The 25941-nt window shown below is 73.0% G+C and carries 20 protein-coding genes and 1 pseudogene; 10 read left to right on the top strand and 11 right to left on the bottom strand.

Annotated elements, in window-relative coordinates:
• Positions 1 to 186: 186 nt before the first annotated feature.
• Positions 187 to 1815, top strand: a complete 1629-nt coding sequence (locus ACIRPX_RS05945; protein WP_404188822.1) for a pyridoxal phosphate-dependent aminotransferase — start codon at positions 187 to 189, stop codon at positions 1813 to 1815.
• A 4-nt stretch (positions 1816 to 1819) separates the two neighbouring features.
• Here ACIRPX_RS05945 and ACIRPX_RS05940 read toward each other — a convergent pair whose 3' ends face one another.
• The 7 genes and pseudogenes from ACIRPX_RS05940 to ACIRPX_RS05910 form a co-directional block, all read right to left on the bottom strand.
• Entirely contained in the window at positions 1820 to 3460 is a 1641-nt protein-coding gene (locus tag ACIRPX_RS05940; protein WP_404188819.1) for a methyltransferase, read from the bottom strand.
• A gap of 53 nt (positions 3461 to 3513) precedes the next feature.
• Entirely contained in the window at positions 3514 to 4689 is a 1176-nt protein-coding gene (locus ACIRPX_RS05935; protein ID WP_404188817.1) for a 4-hydroxybenzoate 3-monooxygenase, read from the bottom strand.
• A gap of 238 nt (positions 4690 to 4927) precedes the next feature.
• Positions 4928 to 5578 (bottom strand): DUF4360 domain-containing protein, encoded by a 651-nt coding sequence (locus ACIRPX_RS05930; RefSeq protein ID WP_404188814.1) that lies wholly within the window; start codon positions 5576 to 5578, stop codon positions 4928 to 4930.
• A gap of 284 nt (positions 5579 to 5862) precedes the next feature.
• A complete protein-coding gene (locus ACIRPX_RS05925; RefSeq protein ID WP_404188812.1) occupies positions 5863 to 6771 on the bottom strand; it encodes a sulfite exporter TauE/SafE family protein in 909 nt (302 codons plus the stop codon).
• Between the two features lie 141 nt (positions 6772 to 6912).
• Complete coding sequence (locus ACIRPX_RS05920) at positions 6913 to 7371, bottom strand: RrF2 family transcriptional regulator (protein WP_404188810.1); 459 nt, start codon at positions 7369 to 7371, stop codon at positions 6913 to 6915.
• A gap of 81 nt (positions 7372 to 7452) precedes the next feature.
• Positions 7453 to 8967 (bottom strand): alpha-N-arabinofuranosidase, encoded by a 1515-nt coding sequence (locus ACIRPX_RS05915; protein WP_404188807.1) that lies wholly within the window; start codon positions 8965 to 8967, stop codon positions 7453 to 7455.
• Positions 8968 to 9093: 126 nt separating this feature from the next.
• Positions 9094 to 9782: pseudogene (locus ACIRPX_RS05910) on the bottom strand (hypothetical protein).
• 288 nt (positions 9783 to 10070) lie between these two features.
• Between ACIRPX_RS05910 and ACIRPX_RS05905 the strand changes: the two are divergent.
• Positions 10071 to 10664 (top strand): toxin-antitoxin system, toxin component family protein, encoded by a 594-nt coding sequence (locus tag ACIRPX_RS05905; RefSeq protein ID WP_404188804.1) that lies wholly within the window; start codon positions 10071 to 10073, stop codon positions 10662 to 10664.
• Positions 10661 to 11920: a DUF6545 domain-containing protein gene (locus ACIRPX_RS05900; protein ID WP_404188801.1), complete on the top strand. Its 1260-nt coding sequence runs from the start codon at positions 10661 to 10663 to the stop codon at positions 11918 to 11920. The genes ACIRPX_RS05905 and ACIRPX_RS05900 overlap by 4 nt, the downstream gene beginning before the upstream one ends.
• Positions 11921 to 11980: 60 nt before the next feature.
• Here the strand turns inward: ACIRPX_RS05900 and ACIRPX_RS05895 are convergent, their stop codons facing one another.
• The gene (locus ACIRPX_RS05895; protein WP_404188798.1) at positions 11981 to 12829 is read right to left on the bottom strand and encodes an SMP-30/gluconolactonase/LRE family protein; all 849 of its coding nucleotides are present in this window, start codon (positions 12827 to 12829) and stop codon (positions 11981 to 11983) included.
• The gene (locus tag ACIRPX_RS05890; protein WP_404188795.1) at positions 12826 to 13599 is read right to left on the bottom strand and encodes an IclR family transcriptional regulator; all 774 of its coding nucleotides are present in this window, start codon (positions 13597 to 13599) and stop codon (positions 12826 to 12828) included. Before ACIRPX_RS05890 ends, ACIRPX_RS05895 begins: the two co-directional genes overlap by 4 nt.
• A gap of 186 nt (positions 13600 to 13785) precedes the next feature.
• Here ACIRPX_RS05890 and ACIRPX_RS05885 point away from each other — a divergent pair, with 186 nt between their 5' ends.
• Positions 13786 to 14841: an NAD-dependent epimerase/dehydratase family protein gene (locus ACIRPX_RS05885; RefSeq protein ID WP_404188792.1), complete on the top strand. Its 1056-nt coding sequence runs from the start codon at positions 13786 to 13788 to the stop codon at positions 14839 to 14841.
• Between the two features lie 6 nt (positions 14842 to 14847).
• Here the strand turns inward: ACIRPX_RS05885 and ACIRPX_RS05880 are convergent, their stop codons facing one another.
• Positions 14848 to 16089, bottom strand: a complete 1242-nt coding sequence (locus ACIRPX_RS05880; protein WP_404188789.1) for a PucR family transcriptional regulator — start codon at positions 16087 to 16089, stop codon at positions 14848 to 14850.
• A 2-nt stretch (positions 16090 to 16091) separates the two neighbouring features.
• Positions 16092 to 16244: a hypothetical protein gene (locus ACIRPX_RS05875; protein ID WP_404188786.1), complete on the bottom strand. Its 153-nt coding sequence runs from the start codon at positions 16242 to 16244 to the stop codon at positions 16092 to 16094.
• A 164-nt stretch (positions 16245 to 16408) separates the two neighbouring features.
• On the opposite strand from ACIRPX_RS05875, the gene ACIRPX_RS05870 reads away from it, so the two are divergent.
• The 6 genes from ACIRPX_RS05870 (at position 16409) to ACIRPX_RS05845 (ending at position 25927) form a co-directional block, all read left to right on the top strand.
• On the top strand, positions 16409 to 17395 hold the full coding sequence (locus ACIRPX_RS05870; RefSeq protein WP_404188783.1) for a DUF3068 domain-containing protein: 987 nt from the start codon (positions 16409 to 16411) through the stop codon (positions 17393 to 17395).
• Between the two features lie 193 nt (positions 17396 to 17588).
• On the top strand, positions 17589 to 18773 hold the full coding sequence (locus ACIRPX_RS05865; RefSeq protein ID WP_404188780.1) for a glycosyltransferase family 4 protein: 1185 nt from the start codon (positions 17589 to 17591) through the stop codon (positions 18771 to 18773).
• Between the two features lie 104 nt (positions 18774 to 18877).
• A complete protein-coding gene (locus tag ACIRPX_RS05860) occupies positions 18878 to 19603 on the top strand; it encodes a class I SAM-dependent methyltransferase (RefSeq protein ID WP_404188777.1) in 726 nt (241 codons plus the stop codon).
• Positions 19600 to 23811: an alpha-(1->3)-arabinofuranosyltransferase gene (locus ACIRPX_RS05855; RefSeq protein WP_404188774.1), complete on the top strand. Its 4212-nt coding sequence runs from the start codon at positions 19600 to 19602 to the stop codon at positions 23809 to 23811. Before ACIRPX_RS05860 ends, ACIRPX_RS05855 begins: the two co-directional genes overlap by 4 nt.
• Positions 23808 to 25196 (top strand): condensation protein, encoded by a 1389-nt coding sequence (locus tag ACIRPX_RS05850; RefSeq protein WP_404188771.1) that lies wholly within the window; start codon positions 23808 to 23810, stop codon positions 25194 to 25196. The genes ACIRPX_RS05855 and ACIRPX_RS05850 overlap by 4 nt, the downstream gene beginning before the upstream one ends.
• On the top strand, positions 25193 to 25927 hold the full coding sequence (locus ACIRPX_RS05845; RefSeq protein ID WP_404188769.1) for a class I SAM-dependent methyltransferase: 735 nt from the start codon (positions 25193 to 25195) through the stop codon (positions 25925 to 25927). Before ACIRPX_RS05850 ends, ACIRPX_RS05845 begins: the two co-directional genes overlap by 4 nt.
• Positions 25928 to 25941 lie beyond the last annotated feature (14 nt).

The raw sequence follows: 25941 nt of genomic DNA, 5'->3' as shown, positions 1-25941 counted from the left end.
ACCCGGCACCCGCGCGGGGACGACGGGCGAGGCCGTCCGGTTCCCGAAGTCACACTAGTTTCACATCCGTTGAACAGCGCCACGCACCTCTTCGTATGTAGGGGTGGCCCGCGCTCCCCCGCGCGGGCCACCCGAAACACGACGGGCCCGGCTGCGACCGCCGGGCCCGCCTCATACGGAGGTTCCATGCCCGACAACGTCACCTCGCTGTTCCGCAGCACCGCGGCACACAGCCCTTCGATGGCGGCGTTGACGCGGGAGGGCGGCGACGGGACGGGTCCGGTCGACTTCTGCATTCCCTGCAATCCCTACTTCCCCACCCCGGCGATGTTCGAGGACATGGCGGTCCGGCTGCGCGAGATCGTCACGTACTACCCGAGCAGCGCCGACACGATCACCGCCGAGCTGTGCAACCTGCTGCAGCTGCCTCCGCAGTGCGTGGCGATGGGCAACGGCTCGACGGAACTGATCACCTGGATCGACCACCTGATGGTCCGTGAGTCCCTCGCCGTCCCCGTCCCCACCTTCGGCCGCTGGACCGACCAGCCGATGGAGACCGGCAAGCGGGTCGACATGTTCCCGCTCCAGGAGTCCAGCGGTTTCGCGCTGGACCTCGCCCAGTACGCCGAGTTCATCCGCAAGCGCGGCACCCGGGTCGCGGTGATCTGCAACCCGAACAACCCCGACGGCGGCTTTCTGCCGCGGCACGCGCTGGTGCAGTTCATGGACGCCATGGCCGACCTGGACCTGATCGTCGTCGACGAGTCGTTCCTGGAGTTCGCGGACGCGGAGGCCGAACCGTCGGTGGTCCAGGACGCGATGATCCGCCCGAACGTCGTGGTGCTGCGCAGCCTCGGCAAGAACTTCGGCCTGCACGGCATACGCTTCGGCTACCTGGTCGCCAACCCCGCCCTCGCGGGCCGGGTCCGCTCGATGCTCCCCAAGTGGAACCTCAACTCCTTCGCCGAGCACGTGGTGTTCATGCTGAAGGAGCACGGCGCCGAGTACGCGCAGAGTCTCCAGCAGGTGCGCCGCGACCGCCTGGACATGGCGAGCCAGCTCTCCGCGCTGCCCGGCCTGACCGTCTACCCCTCCCAGGGCAACTTCCTCTTCGTACGCCTCCCCGTGGGCGCCGAAGGCACGGTGGTCCGGGACCGGATGCTCACCGAGCACCGCGTCCTGGTCCGTGAGTGCGGCAACAAGATCGGTTCGTCCAGCCGCTTCCTGAGGCTCGTGGTGCGCCCCCAGGTGGATGTGCGTCGCCTGGTGTCCGGCCTGGAACAGGTGCTCTACGGGACCAGGAGGGGAGCCGCCGTGCCCGAGCTGGGCACAGGGACCAGCTACAGCTCGGGCACGGCGGCCGTGGACCGCCTGGTCAGCGCCACCAACGGGGCCGGTGTGCACGGTCTCGCGGCGATGGCCGGCGGTGTGCCCGCGGAGGCGGGCATGCCGATCACGGCGGCCGCGCAGCACCAGGCGCTCGATCAGGGGGTGCCCGTGCCGATGGCCGCCCAGACGGCCCAGACGGGTCCGCAGCCCGTGGTCGGCATCCCCGCGCCGATGCCCGCCCCCGCCCCGATGCCGCAGGCCCCCGCCCCCGCACCCGCGCCCGCACCGGCGCCGATGCCTGCGCCGATGGCCCCCGCCGTGCCGACCGGCCCGACCCCGCCCGGCGTCCCGGCCCGCGGCGGTCTCACGGCAGCCCAGGTCCGGGGCACCACCGGCCCCCCGCAGGACCTCTCCCCCGCCCCCGCGACCGGCTGGCCCAACGCCCAGAGCTGGCCGAACGCGGCGGGGATGGGACAGACCGGCTGACGCACTAGCGGAGCGCCTCGCCGCGCACCGCGTGCAGCAGCGAGGCACCCAGAGGCAGGTCGTGGCAGGCCGTGAGCTCGAAGCCCGCCGCGGCCAGCAGCCGTCGGTAGTGGTGCTCGTCCCGTTCCCGGCCGCCCACGTTGCACAGCATGTGGACGTCCCAGGCCACCGCCGGGGACGGGACCCCCTCCCGCCCCGGCAACAGGCGCTCCACCACGAGGAGCCGGGCGCCCGGACGCATCGCCCGCGCGCACCGGCGCAGGATGGTCAGGCAGCGGTCGTCGTCCCAGTCGTGCAGGACCCGGGAGAGGAGGTAGACGTCGCCGCCGGCCGGCACCTCCTCGGTGAAGTCACCGGGCACGAAGGAGCAGCGCCCCTCCAGGCCCAGCGCGGCCAGCTCCGTCCGGGCCGCCGCCAGCGCCTGCGGGCGTTCCAGCAGCACGCCGTCCACGTCGGGGTGCGCCCGCAGCACACGGGCGAGCAGCGCGCCGTTGCCACCGCCGACGTCGACCACGCGCCGTACGCCGCGGAAGTCCACCAGCGCGGGAACGGGCGTGAACATCTCCGCGCTCGCCGCCATCGCACGGTGGAACAGCGCTCCCAGCTCGGGGCGTTCGGCGAGGTAGGGGAAGTGGTGCTGCCCGTACCGGTGGGCGAAGGCCTCCTGGCCGGTGCGTACGGAGTGGGTGAGGCCGGCGAAGGAGTCGTAGAACAGGCCGCCGTACAGCAGCGCGAGCGGATGCAGGGAGAACTCGGCTCCGGTGCGCAGGAGTTGGCCGAGGGCGGTGAGGTGGTAGGTGCTGTCGGCCGACGTCAGCAGGCCCAGGGAGGCCAGATAGCGCAGCAGCCGTCGTAGCGCGTCCGGGTCGGTGCCGGTGAGGCCGGCCAGGACGTCGGCGCCCAGGCCCGGCCGCTCGGCGAGGTGGTCGGCGATCCGCAGTGCGGCCATGGTCGCGACGGCCTGGGTGGCCCAGGCGCCGGTCAGCACGCCGAGCAGGGAGACCGCCGGGTCCGGCAGCGGCTCGTGCCGGCCGGGCAGGCGCACCTCGAAGCGCTGATGGCGCCTGCTGCGGAAGTACAGGACGGTCACGTCCTCGTGGCCGTTGTAGCCGCCGCCGTCGGGCACCGCGCCGCCCCGCTCCTGAAGCAGCGTGCGCAGCCCGGCCGGCACCACCGCTCCCGGCGAGGTCAGCGCGAAGGCGTGGTGCGCCTCGTGCCCGGCGGCGCGCTCGTCGGCGGCGACGGCCTCCAGCGGGGAGCCGGGCGGTACCGGCAACGCGAAGATCTCGACGCTGCGCCCGCCGACGGCCACGTGCACGATGCCGACCGGGCTCTCGCCGACGACGGCGCCGTAGCGCCGGGACAGCCGCTCGCGGACCACCACGCTCGGGGTGACGGGCCCCGGCTCCAGGCCACGGGCGCGCAGTTCCTCGCACAGCCCGTCCAGGGAGTCGGGGAAGACGAGCACGGCGGTGTGGTCGAAGACGAGGTGCCGCGCGACGTCGGCCCGGTCCCGCGCGCTCAGCTCGGGCAGCAGCTCGCCCAGGACCTGGTCCGTGTCGTGGGTGCGGACATGGTCGGCCGCGCGCCCGATCCGCTCCAGGTCGGCTTCGGCCAGGCGTGCTTGTACGACAGGGAGGTTCAATGAGGTTCCCGGTGATCGTGGGGGTGCGTGTACCGCGGCGCGTGGTCCGCGGGTCAGATGCCGGTGTAGTTCTCGGCGAAGTGGTCCTGGTGGGCGCGGGAGGTGCGCAGACTCTCCAGGCGGGCGTGCTGGAGGGCCCGCCCGTAGCGGGCCTCGGCGTCGTCACCGGACGGGCCGTGCAGCAGGCCGCTCATCCAGTGCGAGAACTCATGGGCCCGCCAGACGCGGGGCAGACAGTCGGCGGCGTACCCCTCCAGACGGCCCTCGTCCCCGTGGGCCAGGGCCTCCTCGAACGCCCGGGCCAGCCGTTCGGCCTGGAGCACGGCGAGGTTGGCGCCCTTGGCGGCCGAGGGACTGATCAGCCCGGCGGCGTCCCCGGCCAGCCACAGCCGCCCGGCGCCCGGATGCTGCAGCACGTCGGAGCGCAGGTCGACGACGGCCCGCTCCAGGACGCGGCCGGCCGTGAGCGGCCCGAACTCGGCGGTGCGCATCCGCGTCGCGAGCTCGGCCCAGATCCGGTCCTCGTCCCACTCGGCGGGGTCGGTGCCGCGTGGGCACTGGAGGTAGTAGCGGGTGACGGTCCGCGTACGCGCCATGTGGCCCGCGAACCCCCGCTCGTGCAGGGCGTACCCGACGGCCGGGAGGCTGGGCGGGGCCGCGGCCAGCACGGCCAGCCAGGAGACGCCGTGGTCCCGGCGGGCCGTGGCCACCCCCTGCGCGGTGAGGGCCCGGCGGGCGACGCCCCGGTGCCCGTCGCAGCCGGCGACGTAGCGTCCGGTCACGTCCGCGGCGCCGCGCACCCGCACCCGGCCCGCCGAGATCTCCTCGGCCTCGGCCCCGAACCGGAGTTCGCCGCCGCGCCGCAGATACTCGGCCACCAGGTCCCGCACCAGATCCTGCTGGGGGTAGACGGTGTGCACCTCGCCCTGCCCGAGCCGCCCGTAGTCGAGCGTGAACTCGCCCCGTCCGCTGCGGAACAGACAGGTTCCGTGCTCCCGTCCCCGGGCCCGCACCCCGGCGTCCAGGCCGTTGTCCGCGAGCACCCGCACGGAGTGGGCCGCGAGGAAACCGGCCCTGGCCCGCCCCTCCACGGCCTCGCGGCCCCGGCGCTCCAGGATCACGCAGTCGACGCCCCGGTCCAGCAGCAGATTCCCCAGGACCAGTCCCGCGGGACCGGCCCCGACGATCACCACACCGAACTGTTCCCCCGTGTCGAACCGTTTCCCCATGCCCGCCTCTGAAGTTGTGCTTTCGGCCAAAGGGTTTCATATCACCCTGTTCTTCACCGAACGCACACACATAAGGCCGATTAGCCCGTAAGGGTGGAGCACCGGCCGCCGGCCCGTATGCCACCGGCCAACCACCGCTCCGGCCCGGCGGGTTGACGCCGGGCCGGGCGCCGGGCGTTCCCGAGCGGGCGCCCGACCGGGGCGGACCGCGGCGCGCGGGCCGCCCCTCGGCCGTGCGTCAGGCGGCCGGGCACTCCTTCCACGCGAGGTGGTAGACCGTGCTGATGTCACCGTCCGTCGAGTCCATGGTCATGAAGCTGACCTTGTCCGGGGAGGTGGAGCCGGCCGCCACCCGCAGCTCCGTGTTGATGTTGAAGTTGCGCTGGACCCCGCAGGGCGCCCAGACCAGTTGGGCCCAGTCGGTGGAGTCGGTGGCCTGCCAGTTGTCGTCGTAGGGGCCGTTGAAGGGATGGCTCTTCTGCGCGGTGTTCGGTGAGCCCTGGAAGTAGTACGAGGCCTTCTGCGTGCCGCTCGCGCCGGGCTGCAGCGAGGCGAAGCCCCGGTAGTCGGCGCTGGCGATCGCGTAGGTGAAGCCCTGCGGGACGTGCACGACCAGGTTGAGCTGGCAGTTTCTGCGGAACGCCGTGGGATCGGAACCGCCGCCCGCCTGGGCGAGGTACGCGCTGTAGGTGACGGTGAAGGCCGTGTTGTCCTCGGAGACGGCGACCGCGGTCGTGCCCTGCGGGCAGCCCGAGCCGTTCACCGTGGCGACCTTGATGATGATCTTGTCCGGGGGCGGGTCCTCGAACCCGCCGGAAGGGTTGTGCGCGGGTATCGCGGTGGTGAGCAGAGCGGCTACCGCACCGCTCAGCAGGAGTCCACCAGCCATGATCTCTCCGGCTTCTGTGAGTGGGGGGTGACGTGCCCGCGGCCTATGGAGAACCCGTGAGGCTCCTGTGAAGACCGGAGGCGAACGCATCGTAGGAAAGCGCGGAACCGGCGGTCAGGGCGAACTCAAGCCATTCACCGCCGTGGATTTCACAGAGCGTCCGTGTGAGCGAACTCCATGGAAAAAATGGGGGTGTTGAGACATCCACCACCTCCCGGACGGCCACGGCCACGACCACGGCCCGGCGCCGGGCGCCTGGACGAAGGCGGCGGAGTAACGGAGGCTCAGGCGCCGACGGGCTGCGGCTCCGCGGCGGGTTCGGGCATGCCCGCCCTCTCCCTGCGGTGGGCGCGGACCGAGTGGATCAGGGCGACCGCCCACAGCGCCAGCAGGACGGCGTACACGCACACGGCCGGCGCACCGGACGCGGCGCCCCAGGCGTCCAGCAGGGTGCGGGCGTTGAGCAGCACGATGAGCCCGCCGACCGCCGAGCCCAGGATGCGCGGGGCGACGAAGCGGGCCAGCCAGGCGGCGACCGGGGCGATGGCCGTGCCGCCGAGGAGGAACGCGAGCACCCACGGCCAGTTCACCCCGTGCGAGCCGAGGGAGAACAGGAAGCCCAGGCTCGCGGCGACGGCCACCAGCGCCTTGCTGGCGTCGACGGAGCCGATCACCTTGCGCGGTTCGAGCCGCCCGCTGGCCAGCAGGGCGGGGGTGCCGATCAGTCCCCAGCCGCCCCCGCCGGTGGCGCCGAGGAAGCCGGCGGCGAGGCCGACCGGGACGAGGAACCGTTTGCCCAGGGGCCGGCCGAGCTTGCCGCGCGGCACCCCGTGCACGGTGAAGTGGTAGGCCACGTAGAGACCGAGTGTGAGCAGGATCACGGCCATCACCGGCTCCGCGACCGCCGTCGACATCTCCGCCAGCAGGGTCGCCCCCGCGAACGCCCCCACCGCCCCCGGCACCCCGATGCGCGCCACGACCTTCCAGTCGACGTTCCCGAACCGCGCGTGCGAGACGCCCGACACCAGCCCGGTGCCTATCTGCGCGAAGTGGACGACGGCCGAGGCCGCGGCCGGGCTCGCCCCCAGCCCCAGCAGCAGCACGGTGGAGATCACCCCGTGCGCCATCCCGAGGCTGCCGTCCACCAGCTGGGCACCCAGCCCCGCGAGAGCGAGCAGGATCAGCGTCTGCATAGGAGGTCCCGTCGTGTGTCGTCGTCCCGTTGATTCCCTGGTTTTCCCATCGGCCTAGTAGGAATCAACGCCTCCTGATGCTAGGACGTCAAGCTGAGGACACCCTTTGAGACGGCGGCGGTGAGCCGGCGCGCCCGGCGGCTACGGGTTCTCCCAGGCCGCCGGCTCCGCCGCCAGCATGCGGACCTGGTCCGGAAGGGCGTCGGCTGCGATGTCGGCGACGGTGACGCCCTCCAGGATGCGGCGCACATTGGCGCGCAGGGCGATCCACAGGGGGAGCAGGGGCTGGGCGGAGCCGGTGTACTCCAGGCCCGTGGGACGCTCGCCGCGGACGGAGACGATCGGGCCGTCGACGGCGCGGATGACGTCCGCGACCGTGATCTTCGACGCCTCGCGCGCGAGGCGGTAGCCGCCGTTGCCGCCGCGCCGGCTGTCGACGACGCCGGCCCGCCGCAGGTCGCCGAGGATGCCCTCGAGGAACTTGTGCGGAATGTCCTGCGCGGCGGCGATCGCCTCCGCCTTCACCGGTCCGCCGTCCTGCCGAACGGCGAGTTCAAGAACCGCCCGTACCGCGTAATCCGCCCGTGCCGAGATCCTCATACGACCATTGTGCTGGCTGGGGCCGTACCCGAAGACCGCGTGCGCGCCCGACGGCCGGCCCCACAAGCAGGGGCCGTGCTCCTACGCCAGCCGGATCACGTTCCACGACAGCGGTTCGAGTGTGGTGCTGAGGGTGCCGTCCGTGAGGGCGGTGCCCTCGGCCGCGTGGGGCTCGACGCGGCCGGGGTCGTCGAGGGTGTTGCGCGCGTCCGGGTCACCGTCCGCCAGGACGCTGTGCTCGACCACCGACGTCAGGTCCAGGCGGTTCAGTGCGATGTCGAGGGGCAGGGACTCGGTGCGGCTGCGGTTGACGGCGAAGACGGTGACGCTGCCGTCCTCCGCCCGGACCGCGGTGGCGTGCAGCAGGTCCGTCTCGCCGTACTTCTTCGTCTCGTACGTCGGGGAGTCGACCCGCACGTCGAGGACCTGGCCCAGGCCGTGCCGGGCGGCCTGCGCGAAGGGGAAGAAGGTCGTCTGGCGCCAGGCCGGGCCGCCCGGCTCGGTCATGATCGGGGCGATGACGTTGACGAGCTGGGCGAGGCAGGCGACGGTGACGCGGTCCGCGTGCCGGAGCAGGGCGATGAGCAGCGAGCCGAAGACGACGGCGTCGGTGACGCTGTAGTTGTCCTCCAGCAGGCGCGGCGCCTCGGGCCAGTCGTGCTGCTCGAACGTCTTGGCGCGCGCCTCCCACTCGGGCAGGTACCAGACGTTCCACTCGTCGAAGGAGAGGTTGATCCTCTTCTTCGACTTCAGCCGCGCCCCGACGTGGTCGGCGGTGGCGACGACGTTCTCGATGAAGGACTCCATGTCGACGGCCGAGGCCAGGAAGGAGTCGACGTCGCCGTCCTCGGGCCAGTAGTAGGCGTGCAGGGAGACGTAGTCGACGAGGTCGTACGTCTCCCTCAGGACCGTCGCCTCCCACTCGGCGAAGGTCGGCATCGCCTGGCTGGAGGAGCCGCACGCGACCAGTTCGACGCCCGGGTCGGCCTGGCGCATCGCGCGGGCGGTCTCGGCGGCGACGCGGCCGTACTCCTCGGCGGTCTTGTGACCGGTCTGCCAGGGGCCGTCCATCTCGTTGCCCAGGCACCACAGCCTGATCCCGAAGGGGTCCTTGTCGCCGTGGGAGACGCGGAGGTCCGAAAGGGCCGTGCCCTCGGGGTGGTTGGCGTACTCCTGGAGCTCCAGGGCCTCGGCGACGCCCCGTGTGCCGAGGTTGACCGCCATCATGGGCTCGGCCCGGGGGCCGAGCCTGCGCAGGAAGGCGATGTACTCGGAGAGGCCGAAGCGGTTGGTCTCGGTGGAGTGCCAGGCGAGGTCGAGGCGGCGGGGGCGCTCCTCGGCGGGGCCGACGGAGTCCTCCCACCGGTAGCCCGAGACGAAGTTTCCGCCAGGGTAGCGGACCGCGGTGACGCCCAGTTCGCGGACGAGGTCCAGCACGTCCTGGCGCAGGCCGGCCTCGTCGGCGGCCGGGTGGCCCGGTTCGAAGATGCCGGTGTAGACGCAGCGTCCGAGGTGTTCGACGAAGGATCCGAAGAGACGGGGGCTGACCTCGCCGACGGTGAAGGCGGGGTCGAGGGTGAAGCGGGCGCTGTGCATGGTGGCCTTTCGCAGAGGGTGGTTCCGGTTCGATTGCGTGTGCGGCTGCGGGGGCGGGGGCGTTCGGGCCGGCCGTGCCCCCGCACGCCCTTTACTGGCCGGCCAGGCCCGTGTGGGCGCTTGTCGTCATGCGCTCGCACCTTCCTGCGCGGCGGTGTGGCCGTCCATGGGGTTCTTCATGGCGGGGAGCTCGCCGAACTGCTCCCTCATCCGCATCCGCCGCGCGGCCGCGGCGGGCCTGGCCGAGCCCATCGTCGAGGAGACGACGATCGGGCCGAGGTCCTGGGCGAGGATGCCGGCCGACCCGGCGAACCCCGCCTTCGGCTCGGTGGCCTGGTGGTCCATGGCGGACACGTACGCGTGCCGCGGGGTGAGCTTCCGGTACGCGGGCGTGGACAGCGTCGGCGTGTACGCCGGGATGTGGCCGCCGGCCGCCCACTGGAGGGCGTGCTTGACGACGTGCGCCGCGAGCCGGTGCGCGCCCTCGTCGGCGGCGCCGCCGCGGCCGGCCTGGTGCGGCAGGACGAACGAGTGCGACTCGGCGCGGGTGGCCCGTCCGCCGAAGACGGGCCGCAGCGGGGTGGCCCCGCAGTCGGTGCCCGCGCCGGGACGACGTAGCCGTCGGTGACCGGCATCGCGATCATGTCGGAGCCGTCGCCGCCGCTGAAGAGGTTCCAGTACCGCACCCGGGTGTCCGCACCGGACGCGAGTGCGTCGGCGCCGGCGCCGAGTGCGGCGAAGCCGGAGCTGCCGGCGACGGCGACTCCGCCGGCGGCTGCCAGGAGGTGCCTGCGGCTGAGGTCAGGTCGTCCCATTGCCTTGCCCTATCCGTGCGAGTTGCCTGCCCTGTCCGTGCGAGATCCCGTGCCCGTCCGGGATACGGGGGTGAGGTGATGCTGTTCGATATGTCGAATTATGCTCGTAACTTCGAACGGGACCGTAAGGAGGAAGCGCTTGCCAGTCAATGCTTCGGACATGACTTTCCGGCCAGGGAGGTCGTTCCGGCTTCAATTTCCGGCGCAGGATCACCTGACGTGGACCGGACCGGCCGCGTAGTCTCGGACCGCCTGTTGAGCGGCGGGAGGCGTCGGAAGGGGGGAACGGTGGACATCGCGGGCGCGCGGAGGAAGGCGGTCCGGATCGCTGCTGGACTGCGGCGCTCGCGGCGGGTGACCGGAATGCGGGAGTTGACCGAGGGCCTCGGCGCCGCCGTCCGGGCGAGACCCGAACCGCCGTCCGGCTCCCATGACCTGTGCCGGGTGCTGTGCAAGGAGATGAGCGCGCTGCGCGGCGGACGGCCCGTCGAGCTGCGCTTCGAGCGCTTCCCCGACGAGATAGAGGTCACCGGGCTCTGGGTGGAGTTCCAGGACTTCGACCTGGTCATCGTCGAGGAGCGGGCCGAGGCGGTGCAGCAACTGGTCATCCTGGGGCACGAGTTGTGGCATCTGCACGCCGGGCACAGCCACCATCACGTGGCCGGGGCGGCGCTGGCGGGCCGGAGCGCGTGGACCGACGTGGCGCTGTCCGTGGCGGCGCGCGACGGCTCCCGGGTGGCCGACGAGGCCGAGGCCGACGACTTCGGGCACCGGCTCGCCGCCGCGTTCCGGCCACTGCTGTCCGGGCGGGACGCGGAGGCGCCGCTCGACCCCTTCCAGCGGTCCCTGGGGTACCGGGGGCGCAGGGGCACGGCGCGGTGACGCCGGGCGCGTCACCACTCGCCTGGTCCCCCGCGGCGTTCGTCAACGAGTTCTACCCGTCCTTCTGGTGGATCCCGGCCGGCGTCCTGATCGCCGCCCTGGCCATCAAACTGCCCACCATCGTCCGGTTGTGGAGCGACCCGCTGCTGCGCGCCGTGGGCGGTGTGCTGCTGCTGGCCTGCGCGGTGTTCGTGTCCGTGGCGCCGTCGACGATCGCCTGGGTCAACCGGGTCACGGGCGTGCCCAACATCTCGGCGCCCTGGGTGTATTCGCTGCTGACCGCGTTCTGCGGCTCCTGCCTGCTGCTGATCATCGCCTGGCGCAACGGCCTGGGCGACCGCTCCGCCTCGACCGTGCGCGCCGTGCGCTGGGTGGTCGCGGGTTCCCTCGGGGTGATCGTCGCGCTGTGGGCGCTGTTCGCGCTCGCGGACGCGCCCGTGGAGCGGCTGCGCGACCTGGACACGTACTACGCCGACACGCCGTACATGCGCGAGATGATCCTGCTCTACCTGCTCGCGCAGACCGCGGCGACCGTGATCACCTCGGGGCTGATCTGGAACTGGATCCGCACCGACGGGCTCGACGCGTGGCTGCGCTGGGGCCTGAAGTTCCTCGGCGTCGGCTACGCCGCCCAGCTCTCCTTCTACGCCGTCAAACTCCCCGCCGTGGTGGCCCGCTGGTTCGGGCGGGACCTGGACTGGCTGAGCACCGGCGCGGCGCCGCCCCTGGCCTGTCTCTCCGCGATCCTGATCGCGATCGGCTTCATCCTGCCGCACGCCGGCCAGTACCTGCACGAACGCTGGCGCGTCCGCCTGGCCCACCACAGGCTGCGCCCGCTCTACGTCCTCATGCGCACCGTCGACGGCGGCGGCATCTCGTTCGTCCTGCGCACCGCACCCGAACTGCGGCTCATCCGCCGGGAGACGTTCATCCGCGACGTCCTGCTCCCGCTGGCCCGGCACATCGACGAGGACCGGCGCCGCCGGACGTACCGGACCGCCCTCGCCCTCGGCCACACCCCCGGGGACGCCAAGGCGCTCGCGTCCGCGGCCGCGATCCAGGACGCGGTGGAGAGCCGGCGCCGGTCACCGCGGGCCGAGCCCGCCCACGACCCCGACACCACGGATCTGCTCCACGACATCGCCACGGTCTCCCGCGCCTTGCGGCGGACGGAGGAACTGACGGCGATACGGGGGCGGTTGGCGGCGGACGGTGCGGCGGGACGGGAGCACGGCGACGCTCCCGCCCTGCCCTGACGTGCCGCCGCGTGCAGTTCCGTGCCGCCGGGGGGGCGGCTCCCTGCCGCCGCGGGCCGCTCAGCCGGTGAACGGCGGCTGGGGCAGGCCCTTTCCGGCGCCGGGGACGACCAGGAGGGAACCGGCCACCGGGTGGGGCCGGTCGAGACCCACGCGGGCCGTCGTGATGTACAGGTCCGTCAGGTCCGCGCCGCCGAAGGCGCAGGCCGTGACGCGGGGCGTCGGCAGTTCGATCACCCGGTCGAGCTCGCCGTCGGGGGTGTAGCGGCGCACCGCACCGCCGTCCCACAAGGCGACCCACACGCAGCCGTCGGCGTCCACGGTCAGCCCGTCGGGGAAGCCGGCGCCCTCCTCGACCTGGGCGAACCGGCGCCGGTCCACGACACGGCCGTCCTCGTGGTGGAAGACGTCGACCTGCCGGGTCGGCGAGTCGACGTAGTACATCAGCCGGCCGTCGGGGCTCCAGCCGGTGCCGTTGCTGACGGCCACGTCGTCGAGGACGGTCACGGCGGCGCCGTCCCCGGTGATCCGGGACAGCGTGCCGCCGCCCGGCGCCTCGTCGTAGCGCATGGTGCCGGCCCAGAGGGAGCCGTCGGGGGCGACGGCGGCGTCGTTGCCGCGCCGGCCGGGCACGGGTTCGTGGTGCAGCCAGCGGAAGGTGCCGTCGGGGTCGACGAGCCCGACGCCGTCGCGCAGGTTCAGCACGAGCCCGCCGCCGGCCCGCGGCTTCGCGGCGCCGACGTGCTGCTCGGTGGTGCGGACGCCGCGGCGCCCGGAAGCCGGCTCGTACGTGTGCACGCGCGAGCCGAGGATGTCCACCCAGATCAGCCGCTCCCGGACGGCGTCCCAGGTGGGCCCCTCCCCCAGGCCGGCCTCGGCCGGTACCGCCACCTCGAACCTGTGCGTCATGCCAGGCTCCGGTGACCGAGCCGCTCCGAGAGCTCGACGGCGCCCTTCGCGGCGAGCTGCTCCAGCTCGGCGCGCCGCTCGTCGCTCCAGCGGATCATGGGGACGGAGATGGAGAGGGCGGCGACGACCTGCCCGGTGCGGTCCCGCACCGGCGCGGCCACGCAGCTGACGTCCGGGTTGGACTCACGGCTCTCGACCGCGATCCCGCGCTGCCGGATCTGCGCGAGGGCCTCGCGCAGGGCACCCGGCTCGGTGATGCTGTTGGGTGTCATCGCGACGAGCTCGGCGTCGTCCGGAATGCGCGAGGTGAGCTCCGGCTCCGGAAGGGAGGCCAGCAGCATCTTGCCCACGGAGGTGCAGTGCGCCGGGAGCCGGCGCCCCGCGGCGGACACCATACGCACCGCATGGGTGGAGTCCACCTTGGCGATGTAGATGACGTCGGTGCCCTCCAGGATGGCCACGTGCACGGTCTCGTCGCAGGTCTCGGCGACGGACCGGGCGACCTGCTGGCCCTCGGCGGCGAGGTCCAGCTGCTCGGCGTACCGGCTGCCGAGCTGGTACGGCCGCACCCCGAGGCGGTAGCGTCCCGGCTGCCCGGGCACCTGCACGATGTAGGACCGGGCGGCGAGCGTGGTCACCAGCTCGTGCACGGTGGTGCGCGGCAGCTGCAGCCTGCGCACGATGTCGGGGGCGGAGAGCGTCCCGTCCCCGTCGAGGAAGAGCTCGAGAATGTCGAGAGCCCGGGTCACGGCAGGTACGAGGCGTCCCACGACCGGTCCCCTCCCTTGGTATCTGAGGCGTCTATGTTCGAGATTTCAACAGACGATCGGCATGACGAACACAGGCTAGTCATAGAGCGTTTGCCCCGGCAATGGTTCTGCGGATCCCGAGCATTCCGGTGACCCCGGGAACCGGCCAGAATGCCTGACAGCACGGTTCTCCCCGACCGTCCCGACATGATCGGAGTGCCCGTGGAGGTGCTGGTGACAGGGGGCAGCGGGTTCGTCGGCTGCCACCTGGTGAAGCGTCTGCTGGAGCGCGGGCACCGGGTCCGCACCACCGTCCGCAGCACGGCGGACGCCCGCAAGGTGGCGCCCCTGGAGAGCCTCCGGGAGCGGTTTCCCGGGCAGCTTGACCTGTTCGAGGCCGATCTTCTCGCGGACGGCGCGTTCGACGAGGCGATGGAGGGGTGTGAGGTCGTCTTCCATGTCGCCTCGCCCTTTCTGATGCCGGAGAAGATCAAGGACGGGCGGCGGGACGTCGTCGAGCCCGCGCTCGCCGGGACGCGGAACGTGGTCGGGAGTGTGGAGCGGACGCCCGGTGTGCGCAGGTTCGTGTTCACCTCCACCGTGGGCGCCGTCTTCGGTGACTACGCCGACGTGCTGGAGATGGAGGGGCAGGTGTTGCGGGAGAGGTACGTCAACACCACCAGCACCGTCGAGAACAATCCGTACCACTACGCCAAGACCGTCGCGGAGCTGGCCGCCTGGGAGGCCGCGAAGGCGCAGGACCGGTGGCGCATGGTCGCCGTGAACGCCGGCCTCGTGCTCGGGCCCTCCCTCACCCCCGCCTCGCAGTCGGGCAGCCTCTTCCTCCTCGACGAGCTCTTCAAGGGCTACTTCTGCTACGGCGCCCCCGACTTCAGCTTCACCACGGTCGACGTCCGGGACCTGGCCGACGCCCACATCGCCGCGGCCGAGCGGCCGGACGCGCAGGGGCGGTACATCGTCGCGGCGGAACGGATGACCTCCTTCCACGAGATGGCACGCATCATCCGGGGGCGGTACCCCGGAAACCTGCGGCTGCCGCGAACCCGCCTGCCGCACTGGCCCGTTCGCCTCCTCGGCCCCGCCTTCGGGCTGAGCCAGGACTACATCCGCAAGCACCTCGGCATCCGCTTCGAGGTCGACAACGGCCGGAGCGTGAGCGAACTGGGCATCCGCTATCGCCCCGTGGCGGAGACCTTGCTCGATCACTACGCGGCCTGGCGGGCACAGCGCGCCTCCCGGTAGCCCCGGTCACCGGCGCCCCGCCTCCCCCAGCACTCCCCTCAACCGCTGCGCCCTCAGCACCAGTTCCAGCTCGAAGCGGCGGTCGGGGTCGTCGATCTCGTCGCCCCAGAGCTCGCGGATCTGACGCAGGCGGTAGCGGACCGTCTGCGGATGGACGCCCAGCCGGGCGGCCACCTCCGGCGCCCCGCCCCGCGTCTCCAGCCACGCCAGCAGCGTCTGCGCGAGCCGGCGCCCGTGCGTCGGCCCGCAGTGGGTCAGCGGCGCGAGGCACCGCAGCGCCAGATCGTCGAGCAGCTCCTCGGGCTGGAGCAGCACCAGCGCCTCCGTGTGCTCGGTGCAGTACAGGACGTCCCCGGCGGGGAGCAGATCCCGTTCCATCAGACGGACCGCCGCCTCGGCCCAGCGCAGCGACTTCGCCGCGTCGGCCAGCGGTACGGGCGGTCCGATCGCCCCGGACCAGCCGGTCAGCGCCCGGTGCAGTAATTCGGGCCGGCCCGCCGCGTCCGGTTCGGGGACGACCATGCGGGGCTGCTCGTACTCCATGTCGAGCAGCACGCCCTGTCCGACGGCGGGCGCGACCGCCTCCCGCGCCGGACGCAGCAGCACCCCGACCGCGACCTTGCGCGGCAGCTGCCAGCCGACCCGCGCGGCCCGCTCGGTGAGCGCCTCGGCCGGATCGCCCCGGTGGTGTTCGGCCAGCAGCAGCTCCATCAACCGCCGCTGCAGCCGCAGCCGTTCACCGGCCTGGCGGGCGGCCGCCTCGGCGTAACCCCGTACGGACTGATCGACCAGGCCGTCCAGATACTCGTACCCCGCGTCGACGAGCTCGTACATCGCGGGCGGCGGGATCTCGACGCGCTGGCCGATCTCGGCGAAGCGGCGCCAGGCCAGGCGGACGCCCAAGCGGTAGATCGCCTGCAGCGAGTCCAGGGAGCGGCCGTGCAGGCCCTCGCCCCGCCCGAACTCCTGGAACACGCCCGGCGGGACCGAGGGGCGGCCCTCCGACCGTTCCAGGTGCTGGACGAAGACCTCGATGGCGCGCCGGATGCCGACCAGGGCCATCGGCTCGCCGGACTCGTCGAGGACGACGGGCAGGTGGGGGTACTCGCGGCGGATCTCGCTCAGGATCTCCTCGGCGAGCGAGGGCGCCTCCGCCATGGCGATCGCGGCGAAACGGCGGACCTGGAGACGCGGGACGTCGTGCCAGGCCGAGCGGCTCGTCAGGGCCGGGGAGCGGGCGGGCGCCACCGTCAACTCCCCTGCCGGGCTTGCTCGTAGGTGATCAAGGGGGTGTTGGGCTGGTCGGGGGTCGCGTCGAGCAGCGCGACGATGCCGAGGGCCGCACCCACGGCGAGGGCCGCGGCGGCCAGGACGGTCAACGCGGCGGCGAGCAGTCTGGACATCGCAGGGTCAGCCTCTCTGTCCGAAAGGTCGTCCCCACCCGGCGGTCCCACACCTGCCTGTCGAGCCAGTCTCGACAAGCATTGACACCGCGTCAAGAGGCGCCTACGGTCTCCGGCCACATGGAGCGGCCCGAACTGGAGACATCCACCCCCCTGGAGTCCGGATGCGCCGTACAGCCTCCCCTCTTTCGCTGATCCTTCTGGGACTCGGCGTGTTCTTGCTGGTCCTGGCGCCGATGCTGGTCTGGTACGTGGAGCCGCGGGCCGCCGTGAACCCGATCGACATCGACACCACGGCCGTCTACCGCGGCACCGGCAGCTACTTCGACACCGACGCGGTGGAGACCCTGCACGACCAGCGGATCACGGTCACCCAGCAGGTGCGCGGCAACGTCGAGGACAGCGAGAAGAGCGGGCGGGCGGTGTGGGACGTGACGACGGCGGTCGACACCGACAAGTCGCTGCCGGCCGCCGATCCGCACGACGCGCTGGAGTTCTTCCTGAACCGGTGGGTGACCGACCGGCGCACCAACCAGCCGGTGCACTGCTGCCAGGAGAACCCGTACTTCGAGGGCGACTCCTATCTGAAGTTCCCCTTCGACGTGCACAAACGCTCCTACACCTGGTGGGACAACTCCCTCGGCGACACGGTCGTCCTGCACTACGCGGGCACCAGGAAGATCCAGGGCTACCGGGGGTACCGCTTCACCGGCTCGGTCTCGCCGACGAAGATCGGCACCCGGCTGGTGCCGGGCGCGATCGTCGGGCAGCAGAACAAGCCGCAGGTGCTGGCCGAGGAGTGGTACTCCAACCACGGCGTGCAGCTCGTCGTCGACCAGCGCACCGGCCGGGTGCTCTACGCCCAGGTCGGCCCGCGTCGCACGCTGCGCGCGCCGGGGTCGGCGAAGGACGCGGTCGTGCTGCTGGACAGCCGGAAGCTGGCGTTCACCACGGCGACGCAGAAGGACCAGGTGAAGCAGGCCAAGACGGAGAGCGGCCGGCTGCGCATGGTGGGGCGGACGTTGCCGGTCGGCGCCGCTGTGGCCGGATTCGTCCTGGCGGCAGTGGGTGTGGTTCTGGTGGTAAGAGGGCGCAAAGGTCGCCATCGTCCCGACAAGGGAGGAACTTCACCGGCTCAGCTCACGAAGTGACATGACGTCAGTTCTAATAAAGCCGCAAATTGTCACCCCGGTGAGTAGCCGTGGAGAACGGGTGGGCGAAAACTGTCCAACCCCACCCGAGCACAGGCTGTCCACATGCCCCGCCCATGAAGAACTCAGTCCCCCCACAGCAAGTCCGGAAACCACCGCTGAGTTCCGCACCCTGAGACGAGTTGGAGCACCCATGCCCCAGCACGTGCCTTCCCCTCCCCCACTCACGAACGCACTCGAGCGGGGGGACCGTCGCACCGATCACCTCCGGGCGGCGCAGCACCGTCCGGTACACCCCCCACAACCGCGCCGAATCGTTTTTCTCGCCCACCGTGATCTGGACAATCCGGCCGCCGGCGGCTCCGAGCTGCTGGTCGACCGGCTGGCCGACGGGCTCACCGCCCTCGGTCACCAGGTGACGCTGATCTGCGGCGGTCCCGCGGTGTTCCGGGACTACCGGGTCGTGTCCGCCGGCGGGGAGTTCGGCCACTATCTGCGCGCACGCTCCGCCTTCGCCCGTCAGGTCGGCGAGACCGATCTGCTGGTCGAGGTCTGCAACGGGATGCCGTACCTGGCACCTCTGTGGCACCGGGGCCCCACCCTGTGCCTGGTCAACCACGTCCACTCCGACCTGTGGAAGATGCGGTTCGGCGGGCCCCTGCTGCCCGCCGCCCGGCTCGGCCGAAGACTTGAGCAGTGGGCGCTGACCGGTGCCCAGCACCGGAGCCTGCTGGTCGCCGTCTCCCCCTCGACGGCGCATGCCCTGCGGGGAATCGGCGTGGAACGGGACCGGATCCGGGTCGTCCACAACGGCGTGGAGGAGCCGGGGCCGCGCGCCGACCGTTGCCCCGAGCCGCTGTTCGTGGCGGTCGGCCGCCTCGTCGAGTACAAGCGGATCGATCTGCTGCTCAGACTCTGGGAACGGGTGCGGCCCGTCACCGGCGGCCGGCTGGTGATCGTGGGCGACGGGCCCGAGCGGGCCGGTCTGGAGCGACTGGCCGGGCCCGGCGTGGAGTTCGCGGGCCATGTCTCCGAGGCGGAGAAGCACCGGCTGCTGTGCGCGGCATGGCTGCTGCTGCACCCGTCCGCCGTGGAGGGATGGGGTCTCGTCGTCACCGAGGCGGCCGCCCGGGAGACCCCGACGATCGCCTTCGACGTGCCGGGGCTGCGGGACTCCGTCGTGGACGGGGAGACGGGTGTGCTCGCGCACGGCGAGTCCTCCTTCGCCGCCGCCTGGTGCACGCTGTCCCTGTCCGGGGCACGGCGGGAGGCGATGGGCAAGGCCGCGCGGGACCGCGCGGCGCGCTATCGCTGGCACCGGACGGTGAGACAGTTCCGGGCCGTGGCCGCCGAGGCGGTGCGGGGCTGGGCGCCATGACGCCCCTGCGCCGGGTCGGTGCGGCCGGTGCACGGCTGCGGGCCCGTCGTGGCCTGTCGCGCAGTTCCCCCCGCCCCCGAAGGGGCGCTGCCGGGGGCCCGTCCATGAAGGACCCCTCCTTTCGGCGTTCGCTCGCTCTGTGGCGTGCCTTCCGGCACGAGCAGGACGATCCGCAGAGGTGCTACGCGCTGCTGGCCCGTGACGCCGTCGATCAGGTCGAGGGCTACGGCGGGGCCGTCCACGAGCGGACCGTCGTCGACGTCGGCGGGGGCGGGGGGTACTTCACCGAGGAGTTCCGGCGGCGGGGCGCGCACGCGTATCTCTTCGAGCCCGACGTGCGGGAGCTGGGTGAGAAGCCGCCCGACGGGACCGTCATCGCGGACGGCTATCTGCTGCCGCTGTCCGACGGGGCCGCCGACGTGACCTTCTCGTCGAACGTGCTGGAGCACGTGGCCGATCCGCAGACGTTCCTGAGCGAACTCGCCCGGGTGACGCGGCCCGGCGGGCTCATCTACGTCTCCTTCACCAACTGGCTGTCCCCGTGGGGCGGTCACGAGTGGGCCCCCTGGCACTACTTCGGTGCCGAGCGGGCCCGCGCCCGCTATCTGCGCCGTACCGGAAGACCCGCCAAGCACACCCTCGGCGAGAACCTCTTCGCCGTGCACATCGGCACGACCCTGCGGCAGGTCCGCGCCCGCGACGACGTCGCCATCGTCTCGGCACGCTCCCGCTACTGGCCCCTTCTCGCCGAGACGGTCGTCAAGGCGCCCGGCCTCCGCGAGGTGGCCACCTGGAACCTCCTTCTCATCCTCCGGCGGTGTCCCCCATGACGACCACGGTCCAGGCTCCTCCCCCGGCAGCCGTCCCCACCTCCACGGCCGCCTCGGGCCCGCCGGAGGGCCCGCGGTCGCGGCGCTGGCTGCTGGGGTTCTGGGCCGTGGCGTTCGTGCTGTTCGCGGCGGTGCATCCGGGCCGCCAGACCTTCGACACCAAGCTCGGTGTCACGGTCGACCCGGGTGCCTTCTTCTCCGACCTGGGGCAGCTCTGGCACGACCAGGGCTCCTTCGGCGGGATCCAGGACCAGTACGCCGGCTACCTCTGGCCGATGCTGCCCTTCTACTGGCTGGCGCACGTCCTGCACCTGCCGGTGTGGCTGGCGGAGCGGCTGTGGATGTCGCTGCTGGTGTCCGTCGCCTTCTGGGGTGCGCTGCGGCTGGCCGAGCGGCTCACCGTGGGCAGCCGCGGGTCCCGGCTGCTCGCCGCGGTGGCGTACGCCCTGTGGCCGGTGTTCACCATCGTCGTCGGGTCCACGTCGGCGGCCGTGCTGCCCGGCGCCTTCCTGCCCTGGGTGCTGCTGCCGCTGACCGACGAGCGCTACTCGGCACGGGTCGCGGCCCTGCGCTCGGCGCTCGTCGTGCCGTTCATGGGCGGCGTCAACGGCGCCTCGACGCTGGCCTCGCTGCTTCCGGTCGGGCTCCATCTCCTGTCCCGCCCGCCCGGACCACGCCGGCGCAAGCTGATCGCCTGGTGGGTGCCGGGCGTGATCGTGGCGACGGCCTGGTGGTGGATACCGCTGCTGATGCTCGGCGTCTACGGCGAGAACTTCCTTCCGTACGTGGAGAGTTCGCAGACCACGACGTCCACGATGGCGGCGACGGAGGGGCTGCGCGGGGCCGGCAACTGGGTCGCGTACCTGCATTTCGGCGAGGCGTGGCTGCCGGCCGGCTGGACCGTCGCCTCCTCGGTCGTCGTCATCGTCTGCTCGGCGCTGGCGGCCGGCCTGGGGCTCGCCGGCCTCGCCCGACGCGACATGCCGGAACGGCGGTGGCTGGTGCTGACGGTGATCTCCGTCGTGCTGGTGCTGTTCGCCGGGTACGGCGGCGCGTTCGGCGCGCCCTTCCACGGGACCGTGCAGGACTGGCTGAACGGCTGGCTGGTCCCCTTCCGCAACATCTACAAGTTCCAGACCGGCCTCGCGCTGGCCCTGGTCCTGGGTCTCGCCCATCTGGTGGGCGTGGCGGCCGTGCGGCGCGGCGCGCGGCCGGTGCGCGGGCGCCGCTTCGCCCCGCTGATCGCGGCCGTCCTGATCCTGCCGGGCCTCATGTGGCCGTACCTCAACGGCTCCCTGCTCGGCCCCGGCTCCTTCCAGGAACTCCCCACGTACTGGAAGACCACCGCCGACTGGCTGCAGAAGTACTCCCCCGACTCCCGCGCGCTGGTGGTGCCCGCCACCGCGCACGGCCTCTACAGCTGGGGCGCGCCGATCGACGAGCCCCTCGACGTCCTCGCGAAGTCACGCTGGGCGCAACGTGACTTCGTCCCCTTCGGCACCCCGGGCAACCGGCGCACGATGGACGCCGTGGAGCAGGCCCTGGCCACCGGGAGCGATGTCCCGGGCCTGGCCGACTACTTGAGCCGGGCGGGCATCCACTACGTCGTCGTACGCAACGACCTCGACCCCACCCAGGCCGACACGGTGCCGACCTCGACCGTGAAGCGGACGCTGGAGCAGTCCGGCTACGAGCGGGTGACGGGCTTCGGCCCGGTGATGACCGGCGGCGTCATCGCCCATGACGCGCCGCTCCAGGTGGAGGGGCTGTATCCGCGGCAGCGGGCGGTCGAGATCTACCAGCCGTCCGGTACGGACGTGCCACGGCCGGGCCAGGCGCATCTGCTGCCCGTGTCCGACACGGCCGTCGTCTCCGGCGGACCCGAGTCGCTGCTGCCCCTCGCCGCCGAGCTGCGCGGCCGGCCGGCCGTGCTGACCGGCGACAACCACCCCGGCCTCGGCACGCCGCCGCTGCAGATCACCGGCGACGGGCTGCGCCGCGCGGACACGCGGTTCGGGCTGGTCACCGCCAACACGTCCTACACGTACACGAGTTCGCAGCGCAACGCGCCGAACGCCGTGCAGGACGCGGGGCGGAAGCCGCACCAGATCCTGCCCGTCACGGGCCTCGGCCACCAGACGGTCGCCCAGCTGCGCGGCGCCCGCTCCGTGACGGCGTCCTCCAGCGGCAACTGGCTCTTCCACCTCCCCCAGTACGACCCGGTGAACGCCTTCGACGGCAACCCGGACACGGCGTGGGCGGAGGGCTCGCCGGGTTCGGCGGACGGGCAGTGGCTGCGTATCGCCTTCACGGACCCCTACGCGATGCCGTCCTCGTTCAAGGTGACCCCGCTGCCGCAGGAGAGCGTGCGCTCGGCGGCGACCAAGGTGCGGGTGGAGACCGAGAAGGGGGCGGTGACCAGCTTCCTGCGCCCGAACGGCCAGACGCAGAGCGTCAAGGCGCCCAAGGGCACGACGCGTTGGATGAAACTGACGATCACCGAGTCGGTGGCCCGCCGCACCGGTCTGACCGGCGCGGGCTTCTCGGAGATCGGCCTGCCCCATGTGCGGGTGACCCGCCTGCTGCGGCTACCCACGGACGCGGCGTCCACCGACGCCGCCGCCGAGCAGGTCTCGCTGCACCGCGCCGCCGACCCCACCGGCCTCTCCGCGACGGGCATGGAGGCGGGCCTGCACCGCCGCTTCTCCACGGCCACGGCGGGGACCTTCGGGATCCGGGCGAGCGCGGTGCCGGTACCCGGCGAGGCGCTCGACAGGCTGCTCTACGAGGTCGCCCCCGACCAGCAGAACCGCATCGTGGCGACCGCCGACTCGACGGCGCCGCTGGGCGCGGGCGTGTCGGCGCGCAACCTCACCGACGGCGATCTGACGACGGCGTGGATCGCCGGGGACCGCCCCACGATCCATCTCGGCTGGAGCGGGAAACAGCCGATCGGCGAGGTGGTCCTGGCCCCGGCGGGCGGACTGTCCACCCGCCCGACCCAGGTGGACATCAGCTCACCGGACGGCGCGACGATCGCCGGCGTCGACGACAACGGCGTGGTCCGCTTCGACCCGATCACCACCGACCACCTGGACATCACGATCACCCGGACCGCGCCGCTGACCCTGCACAACCCGGTCGCCGACGAGGACCTCCAGCTGCCGGTGGGGCTGACCGAGGCCTACGTCCCGGCCCTGGACCGGTACCGCACCCCGCAGCCGAGCGACAGCCGGACCTTCTCGCTGCCGTGCGGGCGGGGACCGGACGTGGCGGTGGACGGCGAGCTGTACCAGACGGGCGTGAAGGGGACCGTACGGGACCTGCGCGAGCACCGGCAGGTGACGGTGACGCTCTGTCAGCGGGGCCGTGGCGACACGGGGTTGGAGCTGTCCGCGGGCAGCCACCGGCTGGAGGCCGGGGACGCCGGGCCGCTCGTCCTGACGGATGTCACGCTGACCCGCGGCACGGTCGCCGGGCCCACCGCCGCGCCCCGGCGGCTGACGATCAGGGACTGGCTGGGCGACCGCCGCGAGGTGGCCGTCGGCTCCGGCGCGGCCGTCTACCTGACGACGTACGAGAACTTCAACGACGGCTGGCGGGCCACCCTGGGCGGCAAGGAGCTGACCCCGGTCCGCCTCGACGGCTGGCAGCAGGGCTGGCGCATCCCGGCGGGAGCGGGCGGCACCGTCAAGCTGACGTACGGGCCCGCGACGACCTACCAGGGCGGGCTGATCGGCGGCGCGGCCGGTCTCGCGGTCCTGGTGGGCCTGGTCGTGTGGCGCCGGCGCGCGCCGAACCCCGACCCGCTCCAGCCGGTGCCGCCGCTGCCCGGGCTGTGGCTCGGCACGGTGGCGCTGACGGCGGTGGGCGTCGTGATCGCCGGGTGGCTCGCGCTGCTGGTGCCCGCGCTGGCGCTGCTCGCCCGCCGGCGGCACGCCCTGCTGGTGCCGATCGCGTTCGCCGCCCTCGCGGGGGCCGGCATCGCGGCGGCGACGGGCGCCGGCGAGCCGGCGGGCGCGGGCCGCGGCGCGTTCGGGCACGCCGCTCAACTGCTGGCGCTGATCGGGCTGTTCGCGGGCGTGGCGAGCGTACGGGAGCCCGGCGAGGGACCGGGCTCCACGGCGGTGCTGCCCTTCGTGCCCGGACCGGACCCAACACCCGCCCCCGAGGCACCAACCCGCCCGAGGAAGGGCGATCCGGCATGACCGCACTCGACCATCCCGCCCGCGCGGACGGTCCGGCCCGTCCGCCCGGCCGTATCCCCTTCCCCGTCGTGGACGAGGTCGCCCGGCACTGCCTCCAGGAGGAGGAGCCGGAGACCGTCCACATCGAGGTGCACCTGCCGGGACACCTCGACCGCGAGCGGCTGCGCGCCGCGTTCGGGGCGGCGCTGCGCCGGCACCCGCGCATCCTGATGCGCGAGGCCGCCGGCCGCTGGTACCGGCGCCGCTACGAGTGGGAACTGACCGCCGACCCGGAGGTGGAGGTGGTGAGCTTCCCCGCCGCGGACCGCCGCGCCCTCAGGGACGCCCGGACCCGGGCGCTGACGGCGGCTCCCCCGCTGTCCCTCTCGCCGCCGATACGCCTGGAGGTGGTCGAGGGGGCGGGCCCGGCGGAGGGCAGCGAGGCCACCGACGGCGTCGGCGTACCGCCCCACCGGCCCGACGAGCCGCCGCCGTCCCGGCCCAGGGGCACCGTCCTCTTCCTCACCATCAACCACACCGCCCTCGACGGCCCCGCCTGCCTCCGCGTGCTCGCGACCGCCGCCGAGATCTACGGCGGCCGCGACAACTCCCCCGCCGCACCCCCCGTACGCACGCCGGACGCCCCCCACGACCTCGGCGACACCCCCTCCAACTGGTCCCCGCCGGCCCGCGTCGCCCCCGGCACGCCCGAGCCCTCCCCCGGCAACGGCCTGCTCGTCACCGAGCTGCCCCTCCCGCACCGCCCCAAGGGCTCCCCGTACACCGTGAACGACCAGCTCATGGTCACCACCGCCCGCACGGTCGCGCACTGGAACCGCGAACACGGCGCCCGCCCGCGCCCGCTGCGCATCACCATGCCCGTGGACGACCGCCCCCGGGACGCCACGATGCCCATCGGCAACGGCACCCGGCTGGTGGAAGTCACCTTCGCTCCGGAGGAGTTGACGGCCGACGGCCCCGAGGGCACGTCCGCCCTGCTGCGCCGCACGGCCACCCGCACCCGCGCCCTGAAGTCCCTCCCCCGCCCCCAGCTCGGCCACGGCGCCGCCCTGCTGACCGCGCCGGTCACCCCCGTGGCCTGGCGCGCCGCCCTCACCCGCGGCCTGCGCAGGGCCGCCGCGCCCTGGACGTCCACCACCCTGCTCAGCAACATCGGCCGCATCCCCTACCCGCTGGACTTCGGCGAGGAGGCGGGCCGCGCGCACGCGGTCTGGTTCTCGGCGCCCGCGCGCATGCCCCGCGGCCTCACCGTCACCACCGCCTCCACCGCAGGCCGCCTCCACGTCGCCCTGCGCTGGTCCCGCGCCCTGCTCAGCCACGGCGACGGCGCCCATCTGCGGGACCTGTTCGAGCACCACCTGCACTCCACGGAGGTGACCCCGTGACCACCGCCCCCGTGCACCACCCGGACCTGCGCGACTTCTACGAGGATCCCGCCGTCCCCGTCGCCTCCGGCCCCTCCCGCAGCCTCCGCCAGGCCCGCATGCTGGCCGCCGCCCTCGGACCGGCCGGGCGCACCCCGTGCACCGTCCTCGACGTCGGCTGCGGAGACGGCACGGCGGCCGCCACCGCGGCCCCGCTGCTGCGCGGCCATCGCGTCGTCGGCGTCGACTGGTCCCAGGACGCCCTGGACCGCGCCCGCACCCGCCTGGCGTACGCCGTCCGCGGTGAACTCACCGGCGGCGGGCTGCCGTTCCGGTCCGGCTGCGCCGACGCCGTGCTGTTCAGCGAGGTCGTCGAGCACCTGGTCGACCCCGACTCGGCCCTGGACGAGATCCGGCGGGTCCTGCGCCCGGGAGGCCATCTGATGCTCTCCACCCCGAACCTGGCCGCCTGGTACAACCGCGCCCTGCTGCTGGCCGGGGTGCAGCCCGTGTTCTCCGAGGTCAGCCTGCGCGCCGTGCACGGCCGGCCGGGCCGGGAGGTGGTGGGGCACCTGCGGCTCTACACCGCCCGCGCACTGCGGGAGTTCGTCACCGCGACCGGCTTCGAGGTCGTCGGGCTGAAGGGCGCGCCCTTCCACGGTGTGCCGCGCCCGCTGCGCGCCCTCGACCGGCTGGCCTGCTGCAGACCACCCCTCGCCTCGATCCTTCTCCTGCACGCGCGGAAGACCTAGGGGGCACACCATGT

This window comes from Streptomyces sp. NPDC101225 (genome assembly GCF_044767585.1).
GTDB lineage: Bacteria > Actinomycetota > Actinomycetes > Streptomycetales > Streptomycetaceae > Streptomyces.
This window is presented reverse-complemented; position numbering and strand designations above follow the sequence as displayed.

Coding starts and splice junctions, on each gene's coding strand:
- ACIRPX_RS05920 (WP_404188810.1), bottom strand. CDS start 7,371: ATGAGGATCTCGGCACGGGCGGATTACGCGGTACGGGCGGTTCTTGAA.
- ACIRPX_RS05885 (WP_404188792.1), top strand. CDS start 13,786: ATGATCGGAGTGCCCGTGGAGGTGCTGGTGACAGGGGGCAGCGGGTTC.
- ACIRPX_RS05895 (WP_404188798.1), bottom strand. CDS start 12,829: ATGACGCACAGGTTCGAGGTGGCGGTACCGGCCGAGGCCGGCCTGGGG.
- ACIRPX_RS05925 (WP_404188812.1), bottom strand. CDS start 6,771: ATGCAGACGCTGATCCTGCTCGCTCTCGCGGGGCTGGGTGCCCAGCTG.
- ACIRPX_RS05870 (WP_404188783.1), top strand. CDS start 16,409: ATGCGCCGTACAGCCTCCCCTCTTTCGCTGATCCTTCTGGGACTCGGC.
- ACIRPX_RS05875 (WP_404188786.1), bottom strand. CDS start 16,244: ATGTCCAGACTGCTCGCCGCCGCGTTGACCGTCCTGGCCGCCGCGGCC.
- ACIRPX_RS05865 (WP_404188780.1), top strand. CDS start 17,589: ATGCCCCAGCACGTGCCTTCCCCTCCCCCACTCACGAACGCACTCGAG.
- ACIRPX_RS05930 (WP_404188814.1), bottom strand. CDS start 5,578: ATGGCTGGTGGACTCCTGCTGAGCGGTGCGGTAGCCGCTCTGCTCACC.
- ACIRPX_RS05855 (WP_404188774.1), top strand. CDS start 19,600: ATGACGACCACGGTCCAGGCTCCTCCCCCGGCAGCCGTCCCCACCTCC.
- ACIRPX_RS05915 (WP_404188807.1), bottom strand. CDS start 8,967: ATGCACAGCGCCCGCTTCACCCTCGACCCCGCCTTCACCGTCGGCGAG.
- ACIRPX_RS05935 (WP_404188817.1), bottom strand. CDS start 4,689: ATGGGGAAACGGTTCGACACGGGGGAACAGTTCGGTGTGGTGATCGTC.
- ACIRPX_RS05860 (WP_404188777.1), top strand. CDS start 18,878: ATGAAGGACCCCTCCTTTCGGCGTTCGCTCGCTCTGTGGCGTGCCTTC.
- ACIRPX_RS05850 (WP_404188771.1), top strand. CDS start 23,808: ATGACCGCACTCGACCATCCCGCCCGCGCGGACGGTCCGGCCCGTCCG.
- ACIRPX_RS05945 (WP_404188822.1), top strand. CDS start 187: ATGCCCGACAACGTCACCTCGCTGTTCCGCAGCACCGCGGCACACAGC.